Genomic DNA, 20,248 nt, shown 5'->3' on the forward strand with positions numbered 1-20,248 from the left:
ATCCTGTGGCCCCGGCCACAGGTGCCCAAGCCCCATGCACCCGCTGCCTGGGGCTTTTGCGTGTAAAGAAGAATGCTTCTCGCTCACACACGGCATAATGCGCGCCGTGTTTTACCTTTCCGGATCATCAAGGCGGTCGATGTGTTGAAGAAAACCCTGTTCCAGCTGCACTGGTTCTTCGGCATCAGCGCCGGGCTGGTCCTGGCCCTGATGGGGATCACCGGGGCCGTGGTGTCGTTCGAGGACGAGATCCTGCGCGCCCTCAACCCATCGGTGCTGCAGGTCGACAAGCTGCCCGCCGGCCCGCTGCCGCCCGCCGAACTGGTGGCCAAGCTCCAGGCTGGCGAGGGCAAGGACGTGTCCATGCTCTGGGTCGAGACCGACAGCGGCAACGCCGCGCGGGTGTTCTTCACACCACCGCCCGGCGAACGCCGTGGGCAGATGCGCTACTTCGATCCCTATACCGGTGAACTCACCGGCGAGGCCCTGGGCCAGGGCTTCTTCGGCTTCATGCTGCAACTGCACCGGTTCCTGGCCATGGGCGACAGCGGCCGGCAGATCACCGGGGCCTGCACCCTGATCCTGATTTTCTTCTGCCTGTCCGGCCTGTACCTGCGCTGGCCGCGCCAGGTCGCCAGCTGGCGCGCCTGGCTGACCCTGGACTGGGCCAAGAAAGGCCGGGCCTTCAACTGGGACCTGCACGCGGTGTTCGGTACCTGGTGCTTGCTGTTCTACTTGTCGTTCGCCCTGACCGGCCTGTACTGGTCGTACGAGTGGTACAGCAAGGGCCTGACCCGCCTGCTCTCGGATGCACCGCAGAGCGAGCGCGTCCGTGGCGGTCGCGGCGGCCCACCGCCCAAGGGCCCGGCCCCGGTGGCCGACTACCGAGCCATGTGGAGCAGCATCTACAGCGCCGCCGGCAAGGATCTGAGCGCCTACAACGTGCGCATGCCGCCCGTGGCCGGGCAACCGGCGACGGTGTTCTACCTGCTCAAGGATTCGCCCCACGAGCGCGCCCTGAACCAGATCACCCTGGACCCGGCCACCGGCGTCATCAGCCGGCACGATCGCTACGCCGACAAGAGCTTCAAGGCGCAATTGCTGACCAGTGTCTACGCCCTGCACGTGGGCAGCTACTTCGGCCTGGTGGGACGCATCGTGCTGACCCTGGCCTCGCTGTGCATGCCGCTGTTCTTCATCACCGGCTGGTTGCTGTACCTGGATCGCCGGCGCAAGAAACGCCAGATCAAGGATGCCCGCCAGGGTCTGGAACAGCCTGCCGACGACGCCAACGGCTGGCTGATCGGCTTTGCCAGCCAGAGCGGTTTCGCCGAGCAACTGGCCTGGCAGACCGCCGGGCAATTGCAGGCCGCAGGCATCGGTGCCCGGGTCCGCCCGCTGGCCAGCCTGGGCGAGCAGGACCTGCGCAGCGCTCAACGGGCGCTGTTCGTGGTCAGTACCTTCGGTGACGGTGAGGCGCCGGACAGCGCCCGGGGCTTCGAGCGCAAGCTGCTGGGCCGCGAGCTGGCCCTCGACGGCCTGGAGTACGCGATGCTGGGCCTGGGCGATCGCCAGTACCCGCAGTTCTGCGGGTTCGCCCGGCGCCTGCACGCCTGGCTGTCGAGCCAGGGCGGTAGCAGCCTGTTCACCCCGGTGGAGGTCGACAGTGGCGACACCTACGCCCTGCGCCACTGGCAACAGCAACTGGGCCAGCTCACCGGCCATGCCCCGGTGGACCTGTGGCAGGCCCCGGCCTTCGCCAACTGGACCTTGAGCCAGCGCACCTTGCTCAACCCCGAGAGCAGCGGCTCGGGGGTCTACCTCCTGAAATTGCAGCCGCCCGGCACCAGCAGCTGGCTGGCCGGCGACCTGGTGGAGGTCATGCCGCGCAACTGTCTGTGGCTGGTGGAGCACTTCCTCGAGGGCCTGGGGCTTTCCAGGGACACCCCAGTACAGCTCGACGGTCTGGAAGAGAGCCTGGAACAGGCCCTGGGCAGCCGCCAGCTGCCGGACAATCGCACCCATCTGGTGGGCCTGCATGCCCAGGCCCTGGTGGATGCGCTGGTGCCGCTGAGCCCGCGCGAATACTCCATCGCCTCGATCGCCGCCGACGGTTGCCTGGAACTGCTGGTGCGCCAGGAACGCCACGCCGACGGCAGCCTGGGCATCGGCTCCGGCTGGCTCACCGAGCACGTCCAGGTGGGCGCGAGCATCAGCCTGCGGGTGCGTCGCAACAGCGGCTTCCACCTGCCGACCGAGCCCTGCCCGCTGATCCTGCTGGGCAACGGCACGGGCCTGGCGGGCCTGCGCAGCCTGCTAAAGGCACGGATCGCCGAGGGCCAGCAGCGCAACTGGCTGCTCTTCGGCGAACGCAACGCCGAGCATGATTTCTACTGCAAGGATGAGCTACAGGAATGGCTGGCCCGCGGCGACCTGAGCCGCCTGGACCTGGCCTTCTCCCGCGACCAGGAGCAGAAGATCTACGTCCAAGACCGCCTATGCCAGGCCGCCGGCACCTTGCAACAGTGGCTCGACGACGGCGCCGCGCTCTACATCTGCGGCAGCCTGCAAGGCATGGCAGCGGGGGTGGACCAGGTGCTCAACGAAGTGCTGGGCGCCGAACAGGTCGAGCGCCTGATCGAACAAGGCCGCTACCGCCGCGACGTCTACTGACCGGTAGGAGCGAGGCTCGCCCGCGATAAGCGCGATGCGGTGTGTCTGGAACACCGCGTTAGCATTCATCGCGGGCGAGCCTCGCTCCTACCCATAGGCAACAGGCGTGCATCAGGCTGGTTGCAGCGTGCGCTCGAACACCGCCACGCCATCGAGATCACGCAGGATCACGTTCATCTGCGCCGTCTGGCCATCGATCTGCACCTCGCCAAAGAACTGGAAGCCGGCAAACGGCGAGGCATTCTGGGTCGGCGGCGCCTTCTGGAACACCACCTCGGGGCCGAAGGTCTTGTCCAGCGCGTTGGGCCCGAAGCTGCCGGCATTCAGCGGGCCGGCGACGAACTCCCAGAACGGCTCGAAATCCTGGAATGCCGCCCTGTCGGGGTGATAGTGGTGGGCCGCGCAGTAATGCACGTCGGCGGTCAGCCACACATGGTTGCGCACCCGATGCTTGCGCAGGTAGGCCAGCAACTCGGCGATCTCCAGCTCGCGGCCCTGGGCCGGGCCCGGGTCGCCGTTGGCGATGGCCTCCCAGCGCGCCACGCCAGGGCTGACCTCACCGTCGGGCACGCCCAGGCCGATGGGCATGTCTGCGGCCACCACCTTCCACTGCGCCTGGGAATCCTTGAGTTCGCGCTTGAGCCAGTCCAGTTGCTCACGGCCGAGGAACGGCTTCTCGCCGCCAAGGTTGTCGTCGTTGGGCCCGCGATAGCTGCGCATGTCCAGCACGAACACATCCAGCAACGGCCCGTAGCTGAGCTTGCGATAGATCCGCCCGCCGCCATCGGCGCTCTGCCGGCGCATCGGCGCGTACTCCAGCCAGGCCTGGCGCGCACGGCCGACCAGGGTCTGGATGTCCTTGACCATGTAGCGCTCGTCCAGCTGCTTGCTCGGCGACCAGTTGTTGACCACCTCGTGGTCGTCCCACTGCCAGATCTGCGGCACCTCGGCGTTGAACCGGCGCAGGTTCTCGTCCATCAGGTTGTAGCGATAGTTGCCGCGGTACTCGTCCAGGGTCTCGGCCACCTTGCTCTTGGCCTCGGTGGTGAGGTTGCGCCAGATGCGCCCGCCCTCGGTGGTCAACTGCGCCGGTACCGGGCCGTCGGCGTAGATGGTGTCGCCGCTGTGGATAAAGAAGTCCGGCAAGCGCAGGCGCATCGCCTCGTAGATGCGCATGCCGCCGATGTCCGGGTTGATGCCGAAACCCTGGCCGACAGTGTCGCCGCTCCAGACGAAACGGATATCCCGGCGCTGGCTCGGGGCACTGCGCAAATGGCCGAACCAGGGTTCGCTGGCGACCCCGGTGCGGGCATCCTCGAAGGTCACCCGATAGAAGATCGCCTGGTTGGCCGGCAATCCGCTGAGCTCGACCCGGGCGGTGAAATCGGTGCGGGCATCGGCCAGCGGCGAGACCAGGCGCCGCGGGTTGGTGAACATGCTGCGGGTGTCCCATTCCACCACCATCCGCGCCGGGCGGTCGCTGCGGCTCCAGATGATCGCCCGGTCGCCCTGCAAGTCGCCGGACTGCACGCCATCGGTGAGCTTGGGCCGATCCTTGACCGAGGCGATCACCGCCGGCGCCAGGCTGGGCATCAACATCCCCGCCCCGGCGATTTGCATGATCCGTCGACGGCCGAGGTTGAACTCGCTCATGGTGACTCCCTGACATGGTCAAAAGAGGCCACCTTAGCCAGCGGCGATGAAGGGGATGTGACAAAGACGCGTCCTGGCCCGGGAGTCCCAGGCCAGCCGGCGACGGGTGCAGCGGGTCTCTCAAGCTGCCTCTACGGCAGTAACGGGTGCCGATGGATTGATGGATTGTGTTTTGCCTGCCTGTTCGGCAATCGAGATGAACAGCACCGAAGGACGGTGAAGGACTGGTTTCTTAGCTGCCTGTGCGGCAGTGCCCCCAACGCAGGGCGTACAGCCTTTTTGAGGTGCCTTGTAAGTCATTGACGTGACAAGGCGCTCCACTGCGTCAGGGGAAAAAGGTCAGAACCAGGGCACCGTCGCACTGGAGCTCAGGCCATAACCGTTGAACGTTCCGGGCTGCGGTTGTTCAAGCAGAGGGCCGTGGCGAATGAACAGGTTGAACAGCTGATGGCTGGTATGGCTGCGCATGACAGCGAACGGCAGGTCGCAACGTTTCGCCGCGCTGTCGGGCAGGCGCTGGCGGGCTTCGTCCTCGGTCAACCCATGGCGCTTGATCAGGCGGCGGCGCAGGCGTGCCGGGCTGCTGTCGACCTGCACCCGGCTGACATGGCGATGCTGAACCTGCGTCGGCGCCGGGCATGGCTGGCCGATCTGTACATGGTCGCGCATGCCGGTCAGCCAATCGATGGCCAGCAACTGGCCCAGGGCCTGGCGATTGCCGTGGATGCGCAGGTGCGAGCCCAGGTGCCTGATTGCGCTTCGGGTATCGGGGAAGCTGATGCCGATATCGTTGCGCCGCAGGTCATGCAGGGCCCGATGAAACTTGTTGAGCAAAGCGCTCATCAATTGCGGTGCGGGGAACTCCGGATCGGCCAGCAGTTTCAAGTCGAGGTAGTGGTCCATGACTCAACCCGCCTCACCGAACACGCCACCGCGAATCAGGGTGGCGATCACGAAGTGTTGCTGCTCCAGCGGTGGCTGCCGATCCTTGAGTACCCAGCGGTCCAGCAGGGTGTAGAAATCGTCCTTGCTACCACGGGGCTGGCGATAGGCCTTGCCCTGGGTGGTCACCGAACCATAGGGTTCAACAGCGATCGGCCCGTTGCTGTCGGCGCTCTGGTACCAGGTGTCAATGCTGCGCAGGGCATTGCCGATCTTCTGCGAGTGGATGCCGGCAATGTCGCCCACGCGGTACAGCGTCTTGCTCTTGTCGCCGCGACCACGCTCCAGGATCAACTCCTGGGATGGGAACACTTCCTGCCCGGCGCCCATGCGGGCGTAGGCCGTGATGCGCAGCAACACATGCTGCTCGCCGGCCAGCCCCTGGGCAATCAGGCCAGCCAACGGCTGCAAGGCTTTGCCGTGCCGGCCCTCATCGTCGAAATGACGCAGGGACAGGCTCAGGCTGTCGAAGCGCCATTGAGTCGCTGCCCGGCCTTCCATCAGATGCTCGACCTCCACCTCGACCTGCTCGGCGCCCATGCGGTTGCGCCACAGGAAGCGGCCGTTGGCCAGGTTATGGGCATAGCGGCGGGCCAATTCGCCGAAGCCATTGGCCTGGACGTACCCCTGTACGGTCTGGAGCAGTTTCTGCCGGTAGGCAAAATCGTTGCAGGCCGAAGGCTGGCCAGTACCGGCCAGCACTCGCAAGGTGAAGCTGACCCGCAGGGTGTCGGCATCATGCGGCAGGGTCGCAACATCCACGGTTTGCAGGTTGGGATGCTCGATGGCGGCATCCAGCTTGGCCGGGTCCAGTTCCTTGGCCTTGAGCCGATGGGAAATGGTCCCGCGCACGGACTTCTCCCGCACCACCACCGGCACCCACTGACTGCGCGTCTGCCAGTCACCGGCATGGAACAGCGCATCGGAAGGATCGAGCTTGCGCTCGAAGGCCAGGACCGAAGCGGTTTTCAGAGCGTCACTGCTCATGTTCGAACTCCTTTGTAATCAGTCGAAGTGCACCAGCGAGGGCGCGCGGTAGTCGTTGCGACAGCGGTACAGGCCCTGGTCGCTGCGGGAGTCGGCGTACCACAGCAGCTGTTGCGGGGACTGCAAGCGGTGGGGGCTGACCCACTGCCCGATGCCATAGAGGTTTTCCACGAAGCGAAAGGCCGTTTGCGGGTCGCGGGCCCGAGCGACCGAACCCGGCGCTTGCAGCGCGGTGAGCGCGCCATAGCCCACGGGGATCGGTACCAGCCAGCCCAGGTCGGTGCGGTCGTTGCACCACTGCACCGGCCCTGGAGCCTCTGCCTCGTCGACGGGGGTTACGCTGGACCAGTTGATCCGCGCCAGCGACAGCCAGGCATCCAGCACAGTGGCTTCAGGTTGACGGCTTTGCAGATCGCGATGACGCCGCTCCAGCAGGTCCTGGCGCTCCACCAGGGTGAAGCCCGGCAACAGGCGCAACTTGGCCTGATAAAACAACTCGTCCCGCGCCTCTTCGTCACCGGTCATGGGCATCGAATACGGCTGCTGAATACCCCGAGGAGCGCCGGAGGGAATCACGCTGCCGCCGGCGATGCGCATCTGCATCAACAGTTCCCGCACTTGGCGGGCGATGGTGCTCTGCTGGTCGTCAAGGGCCTGGCTCTGGATCGCGAATACCAGGCTGATCTGCAGGTGGATGCGCCCTTCTTCGTTGATCGCCGCCATGCTGCCATCGCGGCTGAGGGGGTTGCGGGTCAGGTGCAGCCGGTTGATGAAACCAGCAGTGGAGACCTGTTCTTGATGATCGTGGACCACCACGCCCACCGCGTTGAACTGTAGATCCAGGCCCGCGTCGATGGTCTTGCGCTCCAGGGCCCACATCAGCCCGAGAAAGGCGGTGATCGAGGGGAAGCCATGGGTCAGCGGGCTGGAGAGGCAGTTGGCGTTCTGTACTTGCAGGTGAGGGATGACCAGCAGGTGCTCGAAATGTGGGCACTCAGCCATGTCCCTCCTCCCGCTCCGCCCCGTCACGGGGAGTGCAAGAACACTCGGCATCGACCACGGCTTGCCTTGCCCAATGAGCCTGTTCGGTATCGCCCACCGGCAGCCCCCGCTGCAGCAGGAAGGTGTTCAACCAGTGGCCGAAACGCTGGGCGATTGCGTCCGGCCAGCGGCGCTGGGCGAAGGCAGCAGTGAAGGCCAAGTCCGCTTCCTGGTGGCCGTCACGCGGCGCCAACTGCGCGCGTTGCGGGTCGAGCCAGAGTTGTTCGCACAGCGGCAACTGGCACCGCCGGTCACGACTCCAGCCAGCCACCAGCGATGCACGCAGACTCAGGCCAAAGGCCGCCAACGCCCGGCCCAGGGCTCGTTCGATGCGTTCACGTTGGGTTCGAGTGCGCAGGCTGCGCGCCGGGTCGGCTCGCAGCAGAGCACAGAGGGCTTCGATCAGTTCGCCCATGTCTTCGAAATACCGCAGGCGGCCGAAGACTGAATCCAGGTGCAACAGGTTGCCCGGATGCTGCTGTCGCCATTTGGGTGGCAAGGACGCCAGCAGATAATTCACACCGCCACGCTCGCTGTTGAGCAGGCTGACGTTCTGCGGCTTGGTTCCGCCGAGCTTGCGCACCAGCAGTTGCGGATAGTCGCGGTAGATGCCGTCATGGGCGACGCGCTGGCGCCGGGCCTGGCGCGCCACCTGGTTGCTTTTTCCGAAGCGTGCATCGTTGATATCGGCATGGACCGCGTGGACCAGGCTGCTGGGAAACATTGGTTGCAGCAACTCGAAACCGGCATCGTCGCCAGGCTCGCCCGACACACACCAGAACAGCTGCTTGGCCAGGGCGTGGGAGCTCAAGGCCGGATTGGGGCGTACCAGGCCCTTGAAGGCTTCGGCCCAACTTCGCGCCAGGACCGGGTCCGGGCCCAGGGCGGCCAACAGGTCGGCATCGTCCTCCCGCAACCAGTCCAGCAGCCGACGTTGCTCCACCTCCAACCTGAGGAACTTGTAGATATCCAGCGCTGCGGCGTTGCCGACGATGTCCTGCGCGTAATCGCTGCCCAGCATGTGGCTGCCGACTTCCCGGTGCCGCGGCAATGTTTGCGGAGCGGCATGCAGGCTGCTGCCACGAGCGTCGGGGTGGGTGGCCTTGAGCACATGGGTGACAGCCTGGATCTGCCCTACTCGGCGAGCGGCGTCGGCGAGCCAGGTGGCGTATTCATATTTTGCGGCGCTGAGCGCATCGCTTGTGTCAGCGCCTTTCAGTTTTGCGTCCCGCCGTTCATGGATGAACGCCGTGATGGCGTTACGAAAAAGCAGAGTGCGCGTTATGTGATCCGATCCTTCGTTCATATCTCTTCCTTGAGTGAACTGACAGATGACAAATCTATAACGGTTTTACCGGGCACTTAGCCACTACCGTTTTTCGGCCATCTGGGGTTTGCCCCTCAAGAACCTGGCTCCTGGAGGGCACCGGTGTTGGGTCACGGTTTTGCACCCACTCCCAGTACCGGATGAAAACGCCAACCATGGGTGCTGTCGCTCAACTTGACCGTGGTAAAGCGCTCGGCGCAGGCCCGCAGCGACAGGCCTTGAATGTCCGCCTGCTCGATCAGCAGCGACAGCAGCTCATACCGCCCCCAGGGCCTGATGCCTGGGCCGGACAGTTCCTCCAGATCGACTTCCTCCAGCAACGAAGACGCCGGCAGATAGAGATCAGGCGTACGCGACCCGGGCTGCTGATGAATACGGTGCAGGACCAAACGTTGTTCATCGTCATCAGGCAACCACAACAGCTCCGTCTCCCTGATCGTGTTTTCACGAAAAGGCTGCTGCTGGGGCAAGGCCCAGGTCAGGGCCGCCCTGGGGTATTGCCAGGCACAGGCCGCGTCCAGATCGAAAGCCACCGGCTTGACCCCGCGTGGGGTCGGTTGGCCTGCGCGGCTGCGAACCTTGGGCAGCATCTGCGCGCTGAGCCGCGCATGCTCCAGGTCCACCAGGTTGTGCCGTGGACGCCACGCCTGGCTGGCCCTGGGCTGGATGCGCGGACGGGCGCTGAGCTCCTGGTAGTCGGCCGGATCCAGCAGCTGCCCGAGGCGATGGCTGGCCAGGCGCATGGGGTGATCCGCCTGGCGGTTGCCATGCTCGAAACCCGGGCGGATGAACGCTGCGGCTCCAGGCTGTTCGAAATGCCGCAGGTTGCTATCGAAGATAAACATGTTGGCGTGCCGGCACGGCTGCTGGCGGTGGCGCTGTACCCGCCCGGCCAGCTGGATCAGCGAACGCATCGATGAGGGTTCGACCACTGCCCAGTCGTAGTCATGGTCGCGCCCGACTTCAGTGACCGGTGACCCCAGCACCACGAACACCTGCTCCTCTTCGGGGTACTGGTCGAGCAACTGGCGGATCTGCGGTTGGTCATACACCGCGCCCGGCTGCCGACGGTCCAGGCAGGTGTCCAACTGCGCCTCGATGGCCGAGCGCAGCAACAGCGGGAACCGCGAGTGGTAGACGCACAGATGAATACGTTGGCCGGCTGGCGCGCCGAGGGCGAACAGGGCCAGGGCGACATCGAACAGCGGTTCGATATTGGCCATGCGCACCAGGCCAAAACTGACGCGCTTGCCACTGTGCGGGCACACCTCGGCATGCCGGGCATGGGCCCGCAACATCGTGGCCCGCACCTGTTCGGCGAACGCCCGGCGTATGTCCGCCACTGGCTGCGCGCCAATGCTCAAGGCAACCAGTTCGCCACGCTGCCTGGGCTCGATACGCCCGAGCGCCTGCACCCGCTGGTCAACGAAGGCCCGATGCTGTTGGCAGAAAGCCTCGGCGTCGTGGCAGTTGAAGGGCTGGGCCGTGAACTCATCGATCCACAGGCAAGGAATCTCGCCAGGCGTGTCGGGCTGTCCACGGTTGCGTCGATAGTGCCGGCGCCCGGCACCATAGGCCTGGAACATCCCCTGCACCAGGGCCGCTGGCAGGGTCGCCGACGACAACAGCACCCGCGTGCCCAGCAAACCTGCCCAGTACACCAGGCGCGTCAGGGCCGGCAGGTCGGCCAGGTCGAAATCATCCAGCTCATCGAGCACCAGGTCGCTGCTGAGCAGGCGCAACATCGGCGCAATCTGCCGCCCGGCCCTTTGCGCTTCGGTGGCGGGCATCAAGTGATCGATGGTGCAGACCAACATCGGCGCGTTGAGCAACGCGGTGATCTGGGGCTGGCTCAGCACCTTGGACAACAGGCTGTGGGCGGCCAGCGAGCCCTCGTAGCGCACATGGCTGTCTTCTTCGATCAACGCCTGGGTCGAAGCCGAACCGCTGGCTTCGGCCTCGGCCTGGTAATGCTCGAACAACGCCCGACTGGCGCAACCGCCAACCCGGATGGCCAGGTCGTCGTCCCCCAGGTTCAGTAGCTGGCGGTAGCTGTTGCCGGTCTGCAAGGTCAGGCTGCGCAGCCCCAGGGCGAAGGTACAACGCATGCCGGCCTGGGGGTCGGCCAGGGCATGCATGATCCGTGCGTTGGCCAGGGTCTTGCCGCATCCGGTAGAGGCCATGTTGACGATAAAGGCCCCTTGTCGCTGCGACTGGCCACGCAGGCCGGTCGCCGCATCCACCGCCTGATCCTGCCAGGCAAAACGCCCGGAACCACTGCGTTTGCGCAAGCCTGCATGACGCGCCAAACGCGGCAGACACCGCTCGAAATCGGGCAAGCCATGGACGATGCTGCGGGTCATGCGGGCAACCCCGAGCAAGTGTTCATCCAGGGGCTGCTTGAGCTGGCCGTCGCTATGGGTATTGGCGAACACCGAGCCCTGGTCATCACCCCTGACCCGCTGGCTCGACTCCGGCGGCAGGCTGGAATAGTGATGATCAGCCAGCATCAGGCTCATGCGCGCCAGGTGCATGACATAAGGGTTGTCCAGCCAATCGCCATGCCCAGGCTTGGCTTGCAGCACCAGCAACCGCTGGGCGATCTTGGCCGCCTGGGCCCGCCACTTGGGATAGACCACGGGCAGGCCGTGCGCGAATTGCCAGAACCCCTCGACCTCTTCGAGCGGCGCCGAACGACTGCATTCGTTCCACTCGTGGGTGATGCCTTCGATCAGGTTGTCCAGCATCGCGGGATTGAAGCGGGCGGACTTCTTGCCCAGCCATGATTGCTCACCATCACCGGCCTCGTTCCAGCTGGGCAGCGTCGGCAGGCGATGATGGCTGACCACCAGCCAAGCCACGGCAGCCGCCAAGGGCGCGAGCTGCTTGAATGGCGGCGTCGTGACATCGAGCCCATCCCGCTGAAAACGCCCGGTAGCCAGCCAAGTCTGATCATCCTCGGCACTGGGCGCTGCCAGGCGCCGGAGCCAGGCGGGATCATCGTCAGCCCCGACAAAAGCCAGGAACAGTCGCAGCGATACCCACTCATGGCGATACAGGTCCTTTTCCAGGCCGCGGCGCCGCAGCTTCTGCTGGAAGGCCCGGCTGGCCTTGCCCACGTCATGCAGCAGCGCCGCCAATTGCGCCAGCAGCGAGATGTCATCAGCGGTGTGCCAGTCCTTGCTTGCGGCACTACGCAGCAAGTCAGGGTGGCGAGTGCGTTTGGAGTGAAGCTCTGTTTCTAGAATCGCGGAGTTGATGTCTTCCATGAAATACAACCGCCTGCTGCATCGTCCATTGAGCGCTAGCGGTTATAAGCAATGTCCGATTGTTCGTCCATGGCGTATTGAAAGTTCAAATAGAGGGCATGAAGGCACGTCCCAAGCCCCGGCAAACAGCAACCGCCCCCTGCTGGAGCCAGGGTTTACGGGCACAAGGCCAAGGTAAAGGAAGAGTTATGGCCAGCTGCGCACGGGCCCATGACTGAAGATCTTGGCCGGCAGATTGCGGGCTCGCCAAGGCATCCCGCTGGCGACGTTGCACACCGGGCACTGGGGCGAGAAAGCGCCCCAGCGGGAGCAAGCTCCCTCGCCACAGGTGGTGCGCACTCAGTCAGGGGAAAGGCGATGGCCATCGAGCAAGGCATCCACCACGCCGCGAGCCATCTCCACCGAATGCACCAGGGACCAGATCAAACCACGCTCGACGCCGCTGGCCTGCTCGGTGATCTCATCGGACACCTCCTCGGCGGCCTTGAGCAGCATGGACACATGGACCAGGGCCTCCTCGGCACTGATGCCGGAGCGGACGTTGAACAATGAATCGCGACCCACCGCTGCGGCGACCGTGGGTTTCAGCGTCCGGATCAGCGAACCGGTACGGGTGTTCACCAGTGCATGGAGAATCACCTCGTTGGCCCGGTCATGCTCCGGGTTGCGACGTGAAACAGAAGAGAAAATGGGTGGATCGGGGACGAGCTTTTTCATGGTGTAGCTCCTTGGAGTTGAGCTATCACCCGACGCTGCTAAACGTGAGGGTGGCAGCTGTACGCGGGTTAGCAGACCGGTCCAAGGAACCCGGCGCACCCGAGGGTGCCCCACGCACAGCCGCCATAACAAAACCCAGCAGGTAGATAACCAACTGGGCTGACGACGATGCTTACGAGTCTTGGTATCGGGCTGCTAAACCCGATCACTGAGGGTCAGTGACGAACCGAGACTAGTGAGCAGAGTGCTCACCCGCAAGCGCCAGGAAGTCTCTCGGAAACCCCTTACAAAAGAAAGAGACTTGGATGGGTTTTGAGCCTGTCGAAGGCTAAGAAAGGCCACAAAATCTTCGGCGGATTCAAGATCCAGGCGGCCGCTGCGCGCCCGTGCGCAGCCTTCGGCAGCGGCTACACGAAGCGATGCCAAACACGCACACCACACCCCGCGATGCGCCGCCCGGTAGGGCGCGCCGTGGTGCTGGTGATCTTGACCCACCCGCCCCCTGGGGAGGCCGAGTGCAGGTGCTTATCAGGGGAATGGCGCGCAGCGCCCCTCGACGCAGTCGAGGACATCGCTGGAAGCGATGCCCCCTGAGAAGTACCGGAACGAGGGAACCCGAGCGCAGCGAGCGGCCGGACGTGGGGGCAAGCGTTTTTGGTTACTTTTTTGGCGTTTGAAAAAAGTGACCCGCCGTAAGGGCGGAACCATAAGCAAGCCACCCCACCAACAACGGATATGTACACAAAACCCAAAGAGCCCGGGCCGGCTATCAGGCCGCCCCGTCCACCTGCCCCACCCCAGACTCCGGCTCCACCCCCATATCCCCCCGCCTCACCACCGCATACACCCCCGCCGTCAACAAACTCCCCGCCACGATCGCCAGCAAATACAACACCCCATGATTGATCGCATTCGGAATCAGCATCACGAACAATCCCCCATGGGGCGCCATCAGCTTGCAGCCAAAATACATCGACAAGGCCCCGGTCAACGCCCCACCGGCAATGCTCGCCGGAATCACCCGCAACGGGTCCTTGGCGGCGAACGGAATCGCCCCTTCGGAGATAAAGCACAACCCCAGCACCAGTGCCGCCTTGCCCGCCTCCCGCTCGGTCTGGACGAACTTGCGCCGGGCGATGAACGTGGCGATGCCCAAGCCAATGGGCGGCACCATCCCTGCCGCCATCGCTGCGGCCATCGACGCATAACTCTGGGACGCCAGCAGCCCCACCGAAAACGCATAGGCCGCCTTGTTGATCGGCCCGCCCAGATCCACACACATCATCGCCCCCAGCAACACACCCAGCAGGATCGCGTTGGTGGTGCCCATGCTGTCGAGGAAATGGGTCAGGGCTCCGAGCATTCCCGCCACCGGCTTGCCCACCACGTAGATCATCACCAGGCCGGTGAACAGGCTGGCCAGCAACGGGATGATCAGGATCGGCTTCAGGGCCTCCAGGCCCTGGGGCAATTGCAGGTAACGGTTGATCACCTTGGCTGCGTACCCGGCCAGGAACCCGGCGACGATACCGCCGATGAACCCCGCGCCCAGGGTGCTGGCCAACAGGCCGCCGATCATCCCCGGGGCCAGCCCCGGCCGGTCGGCGATGGAGTAGGCGATGTAGCCGGCCAGCAACGGCACCATCAGCTTGAAGGCGGTATCACCACCGATCTGCATCAAGGCCGCGGCCAGGGTGCCCTCCTCCTTGTACGCAGTGATGCCGAAGACGAACGACAGGGCGATCATCAAGCCGCCCGCCACCACCATCGGCAGCATGAACGAAACCCCGGTCAGCAGGTGCTTGTAGACCCCGGCCTTGTCCTGCTTGGCCGGCGCCTGGGCGTCACTGGCCACGGACTCCGGCCGCCCCTCGGCCAGCGCCTTGTCCAGGGTCGCCTCGGCCTGCTTCAACGCCACCCCGGTGCCGCAGCGATAGATGCGCTTGCCGGCAAAGCGTTCGGTGGCCACTTCGATGTCCGCCGCCAGCAGCACCACGTCGGCTTCGGCGATGGCCTCGGCGCTCAGCGGATTGCGCGCGCCCACCGAACCCTGGGTTTCCACTTGCAGCTGGTAACCCAGGCGCTTGGCCGCCTGCTGCAAGGCCTCGGCGGCCATGAAGGTGTGGGCCACGCCGGTGGGGCAAGCAGTGATCGCCACCACCCGTGGGGTTGACTGTTCGATGCTGGGCGCGGACTCGAGCGGCTCTTCGGCAGCCGTGAGCACCTGGGCTTGCTCGGCGCCACGGCGCAGCAGGGCATCCACATCCTGCAAGGCCTGGGACGGGCTGCTGCGATAGACCCGCTTGCCGACGAAACGCGACAGATCCACAGGCCCGCTGCTGACCACCAGCACCCACTCGGCGGCAGACAGGATGGCCGCGGACAGCTGGCGTTCCGGACGGGCCGGGTCGTGGACCTCGACGCTGGTGCTCCAGCCCTGGCGCTGGGCCGCGGCGTCCAGCAGGCGTGCGCAGAGCACGCTGGTGACCATGCCGTTGGGGCAGGCAGTAACGATGGCTAACTTCATGGGCACCTCTCTTATTGTTCTGCCAGGGGCTGCACGCGCACCCCCTGTTCCAGGCGGGCCAGTTGTGCCCGGTCGCCGATGCCGAAACCGATCTGGGTCACCGCCATGGCGGCGATGGCCGTGGCCGTGCGCAGGGCCTGGGCGGCGTCCTGGCCGGCGAGCAGGCCGTGCAGCACCCCGGCCAGCAACGAGTCGCCGGCGCCCACCGTACTGACCACCGCAACCTTGGGCGGCAGCGCCTGCAAGGCTTGGTCGGCGGCGAACCAGTGGACGCCGTCGGCGCCGTGGGAGACCACCACATGCTCGATCCCCTGGGCCTGCAACTGGCGTGCAGCGCCAGCCTGGTCAGCCGGCGAAGCCACCGGCCGGCCCAGGGCATCGGCCAGTTCCTCGCCATTGGGCTTGACCAGCCACGGCCCGGCCGCCAGCCCGGCACGCAAGGCCGCACCGCTGGTGTCCAGGGCCAGCTTCAGGCCCATGGCCTTCAGGCGCAGCAGCAGGGCCTGGAACCACTGCGGGCTCACGCCCTGGGGCAGGCTGCCGGCGACCACCACCGCGTCATGCCCGGGGGCGATCTGCTCCAGGCGCGCCAGCAGCGCCTGCTGAGCGACTTCGTCGACCTGCGGACCGGGGCCGTTGACGTCGGTAACGCGCCCATCGGCCTCGGCCAGCTTGATGTTGCTGCGGGTTTCCCCCGGCACGCGGACGAAGGCGTCGACGAACCCACGACGGGCGAACAACTCATCGAAGGCCTGGGGATTGCCGGCGCCGAGAAAACCGCTGACGGTCAGGCGATGGCCCAGGTCAGCCAGGACCTGGGCCACGTTCACCCCCTTGCCGGCGGCATGCACGTGCAGGGCCTCGCTGCGGTTGACCTGCCCCACCTCCAGGCGCGCCAGGGGCACGGTCAGATCCAGTGCCGGGTTGAGGGTCAGGGTGAGAATCTTCGCCATTACATGGCCTCCACTAAGGCGCGCACATCATTGGCGCTGCCAACGGCCAGGGCCTGTTGAGCAAGGGTTCGGGCCTGGGCCAGGCCGAGTTCGCGAACGCGCGCCTTGACCTCGGCGATGCTGCGCCCAGAGACGCTCAGCTCATCCACGCCCAGGCCCACCAGCACCGGCACCGCCAGCGGGTCGGCCGCCAGCTCGCCGCACACACCGACCCACTTGCCGTGGGCATGGGCGGCGCGCACGGTGATGTCGATCAGTTGCAGCACCGCCGGGTGCAGGCCGTCGGCCTGGGCCGAGAGGGTCGGATGGCCACGATCGATGGCCAGGGTGTACTGGGTGAGGTCGTTGGTGCCGACACTGAAGAAGTCCACTTCCTTGGCCAGTACCGGGGCCAGCAGGGCCGCCGACGGCACCTCGATCATGATCCCCAGCTGCAGGTCGGCCACGGGGATTTCCCGGCGCAGGCGCTCGGTCATGTCCCGGGCCTGGCGCCATTCCTCGACGCTGCCGACCATGGGGAACATGATCCGTAGCGGGCGGTCGTCGGCCGAGCGCAGCAGGGCCCGCAACTGCGCTTCCATGATCTGCGGGCGTTGCAGGGTCAGGCGGATGCCGCGCACGCCGAGGAAGGGGTTTTCCTCCTGGGCGATCGGCCAGTAGGGCAGCGGTTTGTCGCCGCCCACGTCGAGGGTGCGCACCACCAGCGGCCGCCCGCCCAGGCCATCGAGCACGCGGCGGTACTCGGCTTCCTGGGTGGCTTCGTCCGGGGCCTGGGGGTGGGCCATGAAGATCAGTTCGGTGCGCAGCAGGCCGATGCCTTCGGCGCCGTTCTCCACGGCCGCGGCAACCTCCGCGCTGGCACCGATATTGGCAAACACCTCCACCGCATGCCCGTCACGGGTCTGGGCCGGCAGGTGGCGCTGTTCAGCGGCGGCCTTGAGCCGCTGCTCGCGGCTGTCGCGCTCCTGGACTGCACGCTGCAGGGTCGCCGGATCCGGGTCGACATGCAGGCGACCGCGCTGGCCATCCAGCAGCAACGCCGTGCCGGACGCAATCAACAGTACCCCGGCGCCGGCGCCCACCAGCGCCGGAATGCCCAGGGCCCGAGCGACGATGGCACTGTGGGCCGTGGCGCCGCCACGGGCGGTGAGAATGCCGGCCACCCGGGCCGGGTCCAGGCGGGCCACGTCCGAGGGGCCGACCTCATCCATCACCAGGATATAGGGTTGCTCCGGCTCGACCGGGGCCGCCAGGCCGCAGAGCTGGGCCAGCACCCGGCGCCCGATGTCCCGCAGGTCGGCGGCGCGCTCGGCGAGCAAGGCATCCTGCAAGGCTTCCTGTTGCCGGGCGGCGCCTTCGATCACGCTCATCCACGCGGCCTCGGCGCTTTCGCCCTGCTTGAGCCGGGTGTCCACCTCGTCCACTAGCTCGGGGTCGTCGAGCATTTCCAGGTGGGTGATGAAGATCTCGCGGATGGCCTTGGCCTGGCTGCGCTGGATCAGCCCCTGGATGTCCTCGCGCACCTCGCCCAGGGCCCGCTGCAACCGCTGGCGCTCAATGGCAGCGGACTCACCACGCAGCGGATAGTCGATGCTCTGCTGGACCTGGACATGGGCCGGACCGATGGCGATCCCGGGGGCAGCGGCGACCGCCTGGATCAGGCTGCCGGAAGTTGGCGCGCTGAGCGGTGCGGCGATCTCTTGCGACACATCCACGTGCGCCGCGACGGTCGGCAAGGGCTCGACCTCTTCACCCAGTCCTTGCTCGATGGCCGCCAGCAACACCGGCAAGGCCTGGGCGGCGATGCTCGGCTCGGCGATCAGCTCCAGCACCTGGCCACGCCGGGCGCCGAGGCTGAGCAGCTTGCTCAGGCTCTTCAGCGAGACTGCCGGTTCCTTGCCGTCGGCGAGACGAATGCGGATCTCGCCCTCGAACCCCTTGGCCAGTTGCGCCAGCTCCTTGGCCGGACGGGCGTGCAAGCCATGGACGTTGGCCAGGGCAATGCGGGCACTGGGCCAGTCCGCCGGCAACTCGCCGCCCAGGACTTCGAGCACCGCGCGGGTGCTGGTAGCGCGCCACAACTCCTGGCCACGACCGTCGATCAGCAGCGTGCACAAGCGTTCGAGCAGGGCCTGGTGGGCTTCACCGAGGCTGGCCAGGCAGAACAGGCCGCTCAGCGGCTGGCCCAGGTAACGGATGGGTTTGTCCGGGGTGACGAAGGCCAGGCCCGGGCGCAACACGGTCTGTTCACTGTGCAGCCACCACAGGCCATCCCCCAGGGGCAGCGCCTCGACCTGCTGCAGCACGGCGGCAAAGCCGTTGCTCACGCACTCGGCCTGGCGCAACAAGCGCGCACCGCGCCACACCAGTTCTTCGAAATCTTCGGCCGCCACCCCAAGGCTGATCATCTGTGCATCCAGCGCCAGCTCCTGGGGCGCGCCTTGCAGCAGCTTGAGCAGGGCCTGCGGCGAACTGGCGCGGCGCAGGGCCTGGCCCAGGTCGGTCTCGCCCAGGGCGCGGGTCAGCAATTGCAGCAGGCGCAGGTGCTCGTCGGACTTGGCGGCGATGCCGATGGCCAGGTAGACGATCTGCCCGTCGCCCCAGTCCACGCCTTCGGGAAACTGCAGCAGGCGCACGCCGGTGGCAAAGACCTGGTCGCGGGTTTGCGGGGTGCCGTGGGGGATGGCGATACCTTGGCCAAGGAAGGTCGAGCCCTGGGCCTCGCGATGTTCGAGGCCGGTCAGGTAACCCGCGGCCACCAGGCCGTCAGCCACCAGTTTGTCGGCCAGCAGGTGCAGCGCTGCGGACTTGTCCACAGCCGTCTGGCCCATGGATATCTGCTCTACGGTGAGTTCGAGCATGGATTCTCCTATTTAGCGCGGGGGGCAGCGCTAGGTATTGTTTTAAGTCAGCAGCGTAGGCGCTGTCATGGCCAAAAATGGGACTGGCCAGCGGGCGGCAGCGTTTCTACGTTGACGCTGTGGCCCAGAAAATACGCTTGCTGAAACGTTTAATCTAGCAGGATCGGCAAGTTACTCGATAATCTCTGCCCCTTGAAGTCCTGCTGGTCGCCTGCCGGTTCCGACGTTGGTCGCGTGCCCAGATCAGGTAGGATTGGCGAAAATGTCGGGGCAAGCACCAAAAATAAGGAAATCCCGGGTTGAAACTCAGTGATATAGCTCGATTGGCCGGTGTGTCCGTCACCACCGCCAGTTACGTCATCAACGGCAAGGCCGAACAGCAACGCATCAGCAGCGCCACCGTGGAACGGGTACGGGCGGTTGTCGAGGAACACGGCTTCACCCCCAACCCACAGGCGGCCGGCCTGCGCAGCCGCCACACCCGGACCCTGGGTTTCATTCTCCCGGACCTGGAGAACCCCAGCTACGCGCGTATCGCCAAATTGCTGGAGCAAGGGGCGCGAGCCCGGGGCTACCAGTTGCTGATCGCCAGCTCCGACGATGCGCCGGACAGCGAGCGGCAACTGCTGCAGCTGTTTCGCGCGCGTCGCTGTGACGCGCTGTTCGTCGCCAGCTGCCTGCCGCCCGAAGACGACAGCTACCAGCAATTGCAGGCCCAGGGCTTGCCGATCATTGCCATTGACCGGGTGATGCCAGCCGGGCAGTTCTGTTCGGTGATCAGCGATGACCTGCAAGCCAGCCTGCAACTGACCCAGAGCCTGCTGCAACCCGAGCCCCGGCAGATCGTGCTGATCGGCGCTCGCCCGGAGCTGGGCATCAGCCATGAACGGGCTGCGGGTTTCCGCCAGGCCCTGCAAGGCTTCGGCGGCGAGGTGCTGATCGAGCATGGCGAGGCCTTCAGCCGCGATTGCGGCCGGCAGTTGATGGAGGAGTTGCTGCAGCGCCTGGGCCACCTGCCCGATGCCCTGGTGACCACCTCCTATGTGCTGCTGCAAGGGGTGTTCGATGCCCTGCACGACTTCCCGCTCAAGTCTCGGCCACTGCGCCTGGGTACCTTTGGCGATACTCAGTTGCTGGATTTCCTGCCGCTGCCGGTCAATGCCATGGCCCAGCAACACGCGTTGATCGCTGAAAAGGCCCTGCACCTGGCCCTGGCCGCCATCGAGGAAGGGCATTACCAACCCGGCGTGCAGGCCATCGCCCGGACCTTCAAGCAGCGTATCCAGCAGGGCTGAACC

12 protein-coding genes are annotated in these 20,248 nt (G+C 65.8%); 2 read left to right on the top strand and 10 right to left on the bottom strand.

From position 1 onward, the window contains the following. Window positions 1–141: 141 nt before the first annotated feature. Window positions 142–2,673 carry a PepSY domain-containing protein gene (locus LGQ10_RS14735; RefSeq protein ID WP_226525962.1) on the top strand — a complete coding sequence of 844 codons (2,532 nt, stop codon included), beginning with the start codon at window positions 142–144 and terminating at the stop codon, window positions 2,671–2,673. Window positions 2,674–2,784: 111 nt separating this feature from the next. Here the strand turns inward: LGQ10_RS14735 and LGQ10_RS14740 are convergent, their stop codons facing one another. The 10 genes from LGQ10_RS14740 to ptsP all read right to left on the bottom strand — a co-directional run bounded on the left by LGQ10_RS14740 (window position 2,785) and on the right by ptsP (window position 18,950). Beyond that, on the bottom strand, window positions 2,785–4,326 hold the full coding sequence (locus LGQ10_RS14740; RefSeq protein WP_226525963.1) for an alkaline phosphatase D family protein: 1,542 nt from the start codon (window positions 4,324–4,326) through the stop codon (window positions 2,785–2,787). Window positions 4,327–4,665: 339 nt separating this feature from the next. Then, window positions 4,666–5,229, bottom strand: coding sequence for a type I-F CRISPR-associated endoribonuclease Cas6/Csy4 (gene cas6f / locus LGQ10_RS14745; protein WP_226525964.1), 564 nt, complete (start codon window positions 5,227–5,229; stop codon window positions 4,666–4,668). A gap of 3 nt (window positions 5,230–5,232) precedes the next feature. Next, complete coding sequence (gene csy3 / locus LGQ10_RS14750) at window positions 5,233–6,255, bottom strand: type I-F CRISPR-associated protein Csy3 (protein WP_226525965.1); 1,023 nt, start codon at window positions 6,253–6,255, stop codon at window positions 5,233–5,235. Between the two features lie 18 nt (window positions 6,256–6,273). Further along, window positions 6,274–7,257, bottom strand: a complete 984-nt coding sequence (csy2, locus tag LGQ10_RS14755) for a type I-F CRISPR-associated protein Csy2 (RefSeq protein ID WP_058434977.1) — start codon at window positions 7,255–7,257, stop codon at window positions 6,274–6,276. After that, window positions 7,250–8,602: a type I-F CRISPR-associated protein Csy1 gene (gene csy1, locus LGQ10_RS14760; RefSeq protein ID WP_226525966.1), complete on the bottom strand. Its 1,353-nt coding sequence runs from the start codon at window positions 8,600–8,602 to the stop codon at window positions 7,250–7,252. Before csy1 ends, csy2 begins: the two co-directional genes overlap by 8 nt. Window positions 8,603–8,733: 131 nt before the next feature. Continuing rightward, window positions 8,734–11,892: a type I-F CRISPR-associated helicase Cas3f gene (gene cas3f, locus LGQ10_RS14765; protein ID WP_226525967.1), complete on the bottom strand. Its 3,159-nt coding sequence runs from the start codon at window positions 11,890–11,892 to the stop codon at window positions 8,734–8,736. A 339-nt stretch (window positions 11,893–12,231) separates the two neighbouring features. Further along, window positions 12,232–12,609, bottom strand: a complete 378-nt coding sequence (locus LGQ10_RS14770; RefSeq protein ID WP_226525968.1) for a hypothetical protein — start codon at window positions 12,607–12,609, stop codon at window positions 12,232–12,234. 769 nt (window positions 12,610–13,378) lie between these two features. Beyond that, window positions 13,379–15,136 (bottom strand): PTS fructose-like transporter subunit IIB, encoded by a 1,758-nt coding sequence (locus tag LGQ10_RS14775; protein WP_226525969.1) that lies wholly within the window; start codon window positions 15,134–15,136, stop codon window positions 13,379–13,381. Window positions 15,137–15,147: 11 nt separating this feature from the next. Further along, window positions 15,148–16,089, bottom strand: a complete 942-nt coding sequence (gene pfkB, locus LGQ10_RS14780) for a 1-phosphofructokinase (protein ID WP_226525970.1) — start codon at window positions 16,087–16,089, stop codon at window positions 15,148–15,150. Beyond that, the gene (ptsP, locus tag LGQ10_RS14785) at window positions 16,089–18,950 is read right to left on the bottom strand and encodes a phosphoenolpyruvate--protein phosphotransferase (RefSeq protein ID WP_226525971.1); all 2,862 of its coding nucleotides are present in this window, start codon (window positions 18,948–18,950) and stop codon (window positions 16,089–16,091) included. Before ptsP ends, pfkB begins: the two co-directional genes overlap by 1 nt. A 299-nt stretch (window positions 18,951–19,249) precedes the next feature. On the opposite strand from ptsP, the gene cra reads away from it, so the two are divergent. Beyond that, window positions 19,250–20,245, top strand: a complete 996-nt coding sequence (gene cra, locus LGQ10_RS14790) for a catabolite repressor/activator (RefSeq protein ID WP_226525972.1) — start codon at window positions 19,250–19,252, stop codon at window positions 20,243–20,245. The last annotated feature ends 3 nt before the right edge of the window (window positions 20,246–20,248 follow it).

This window comes from Pseudomonas sp. L5B5 (assembly GCF_020520285.1).
Lineage (GTDB): Bacteria > Pseudomonadota > Gammaproteobacteria > Pseudomonadales > Pseudomonadaceae > Aquipseudomonas.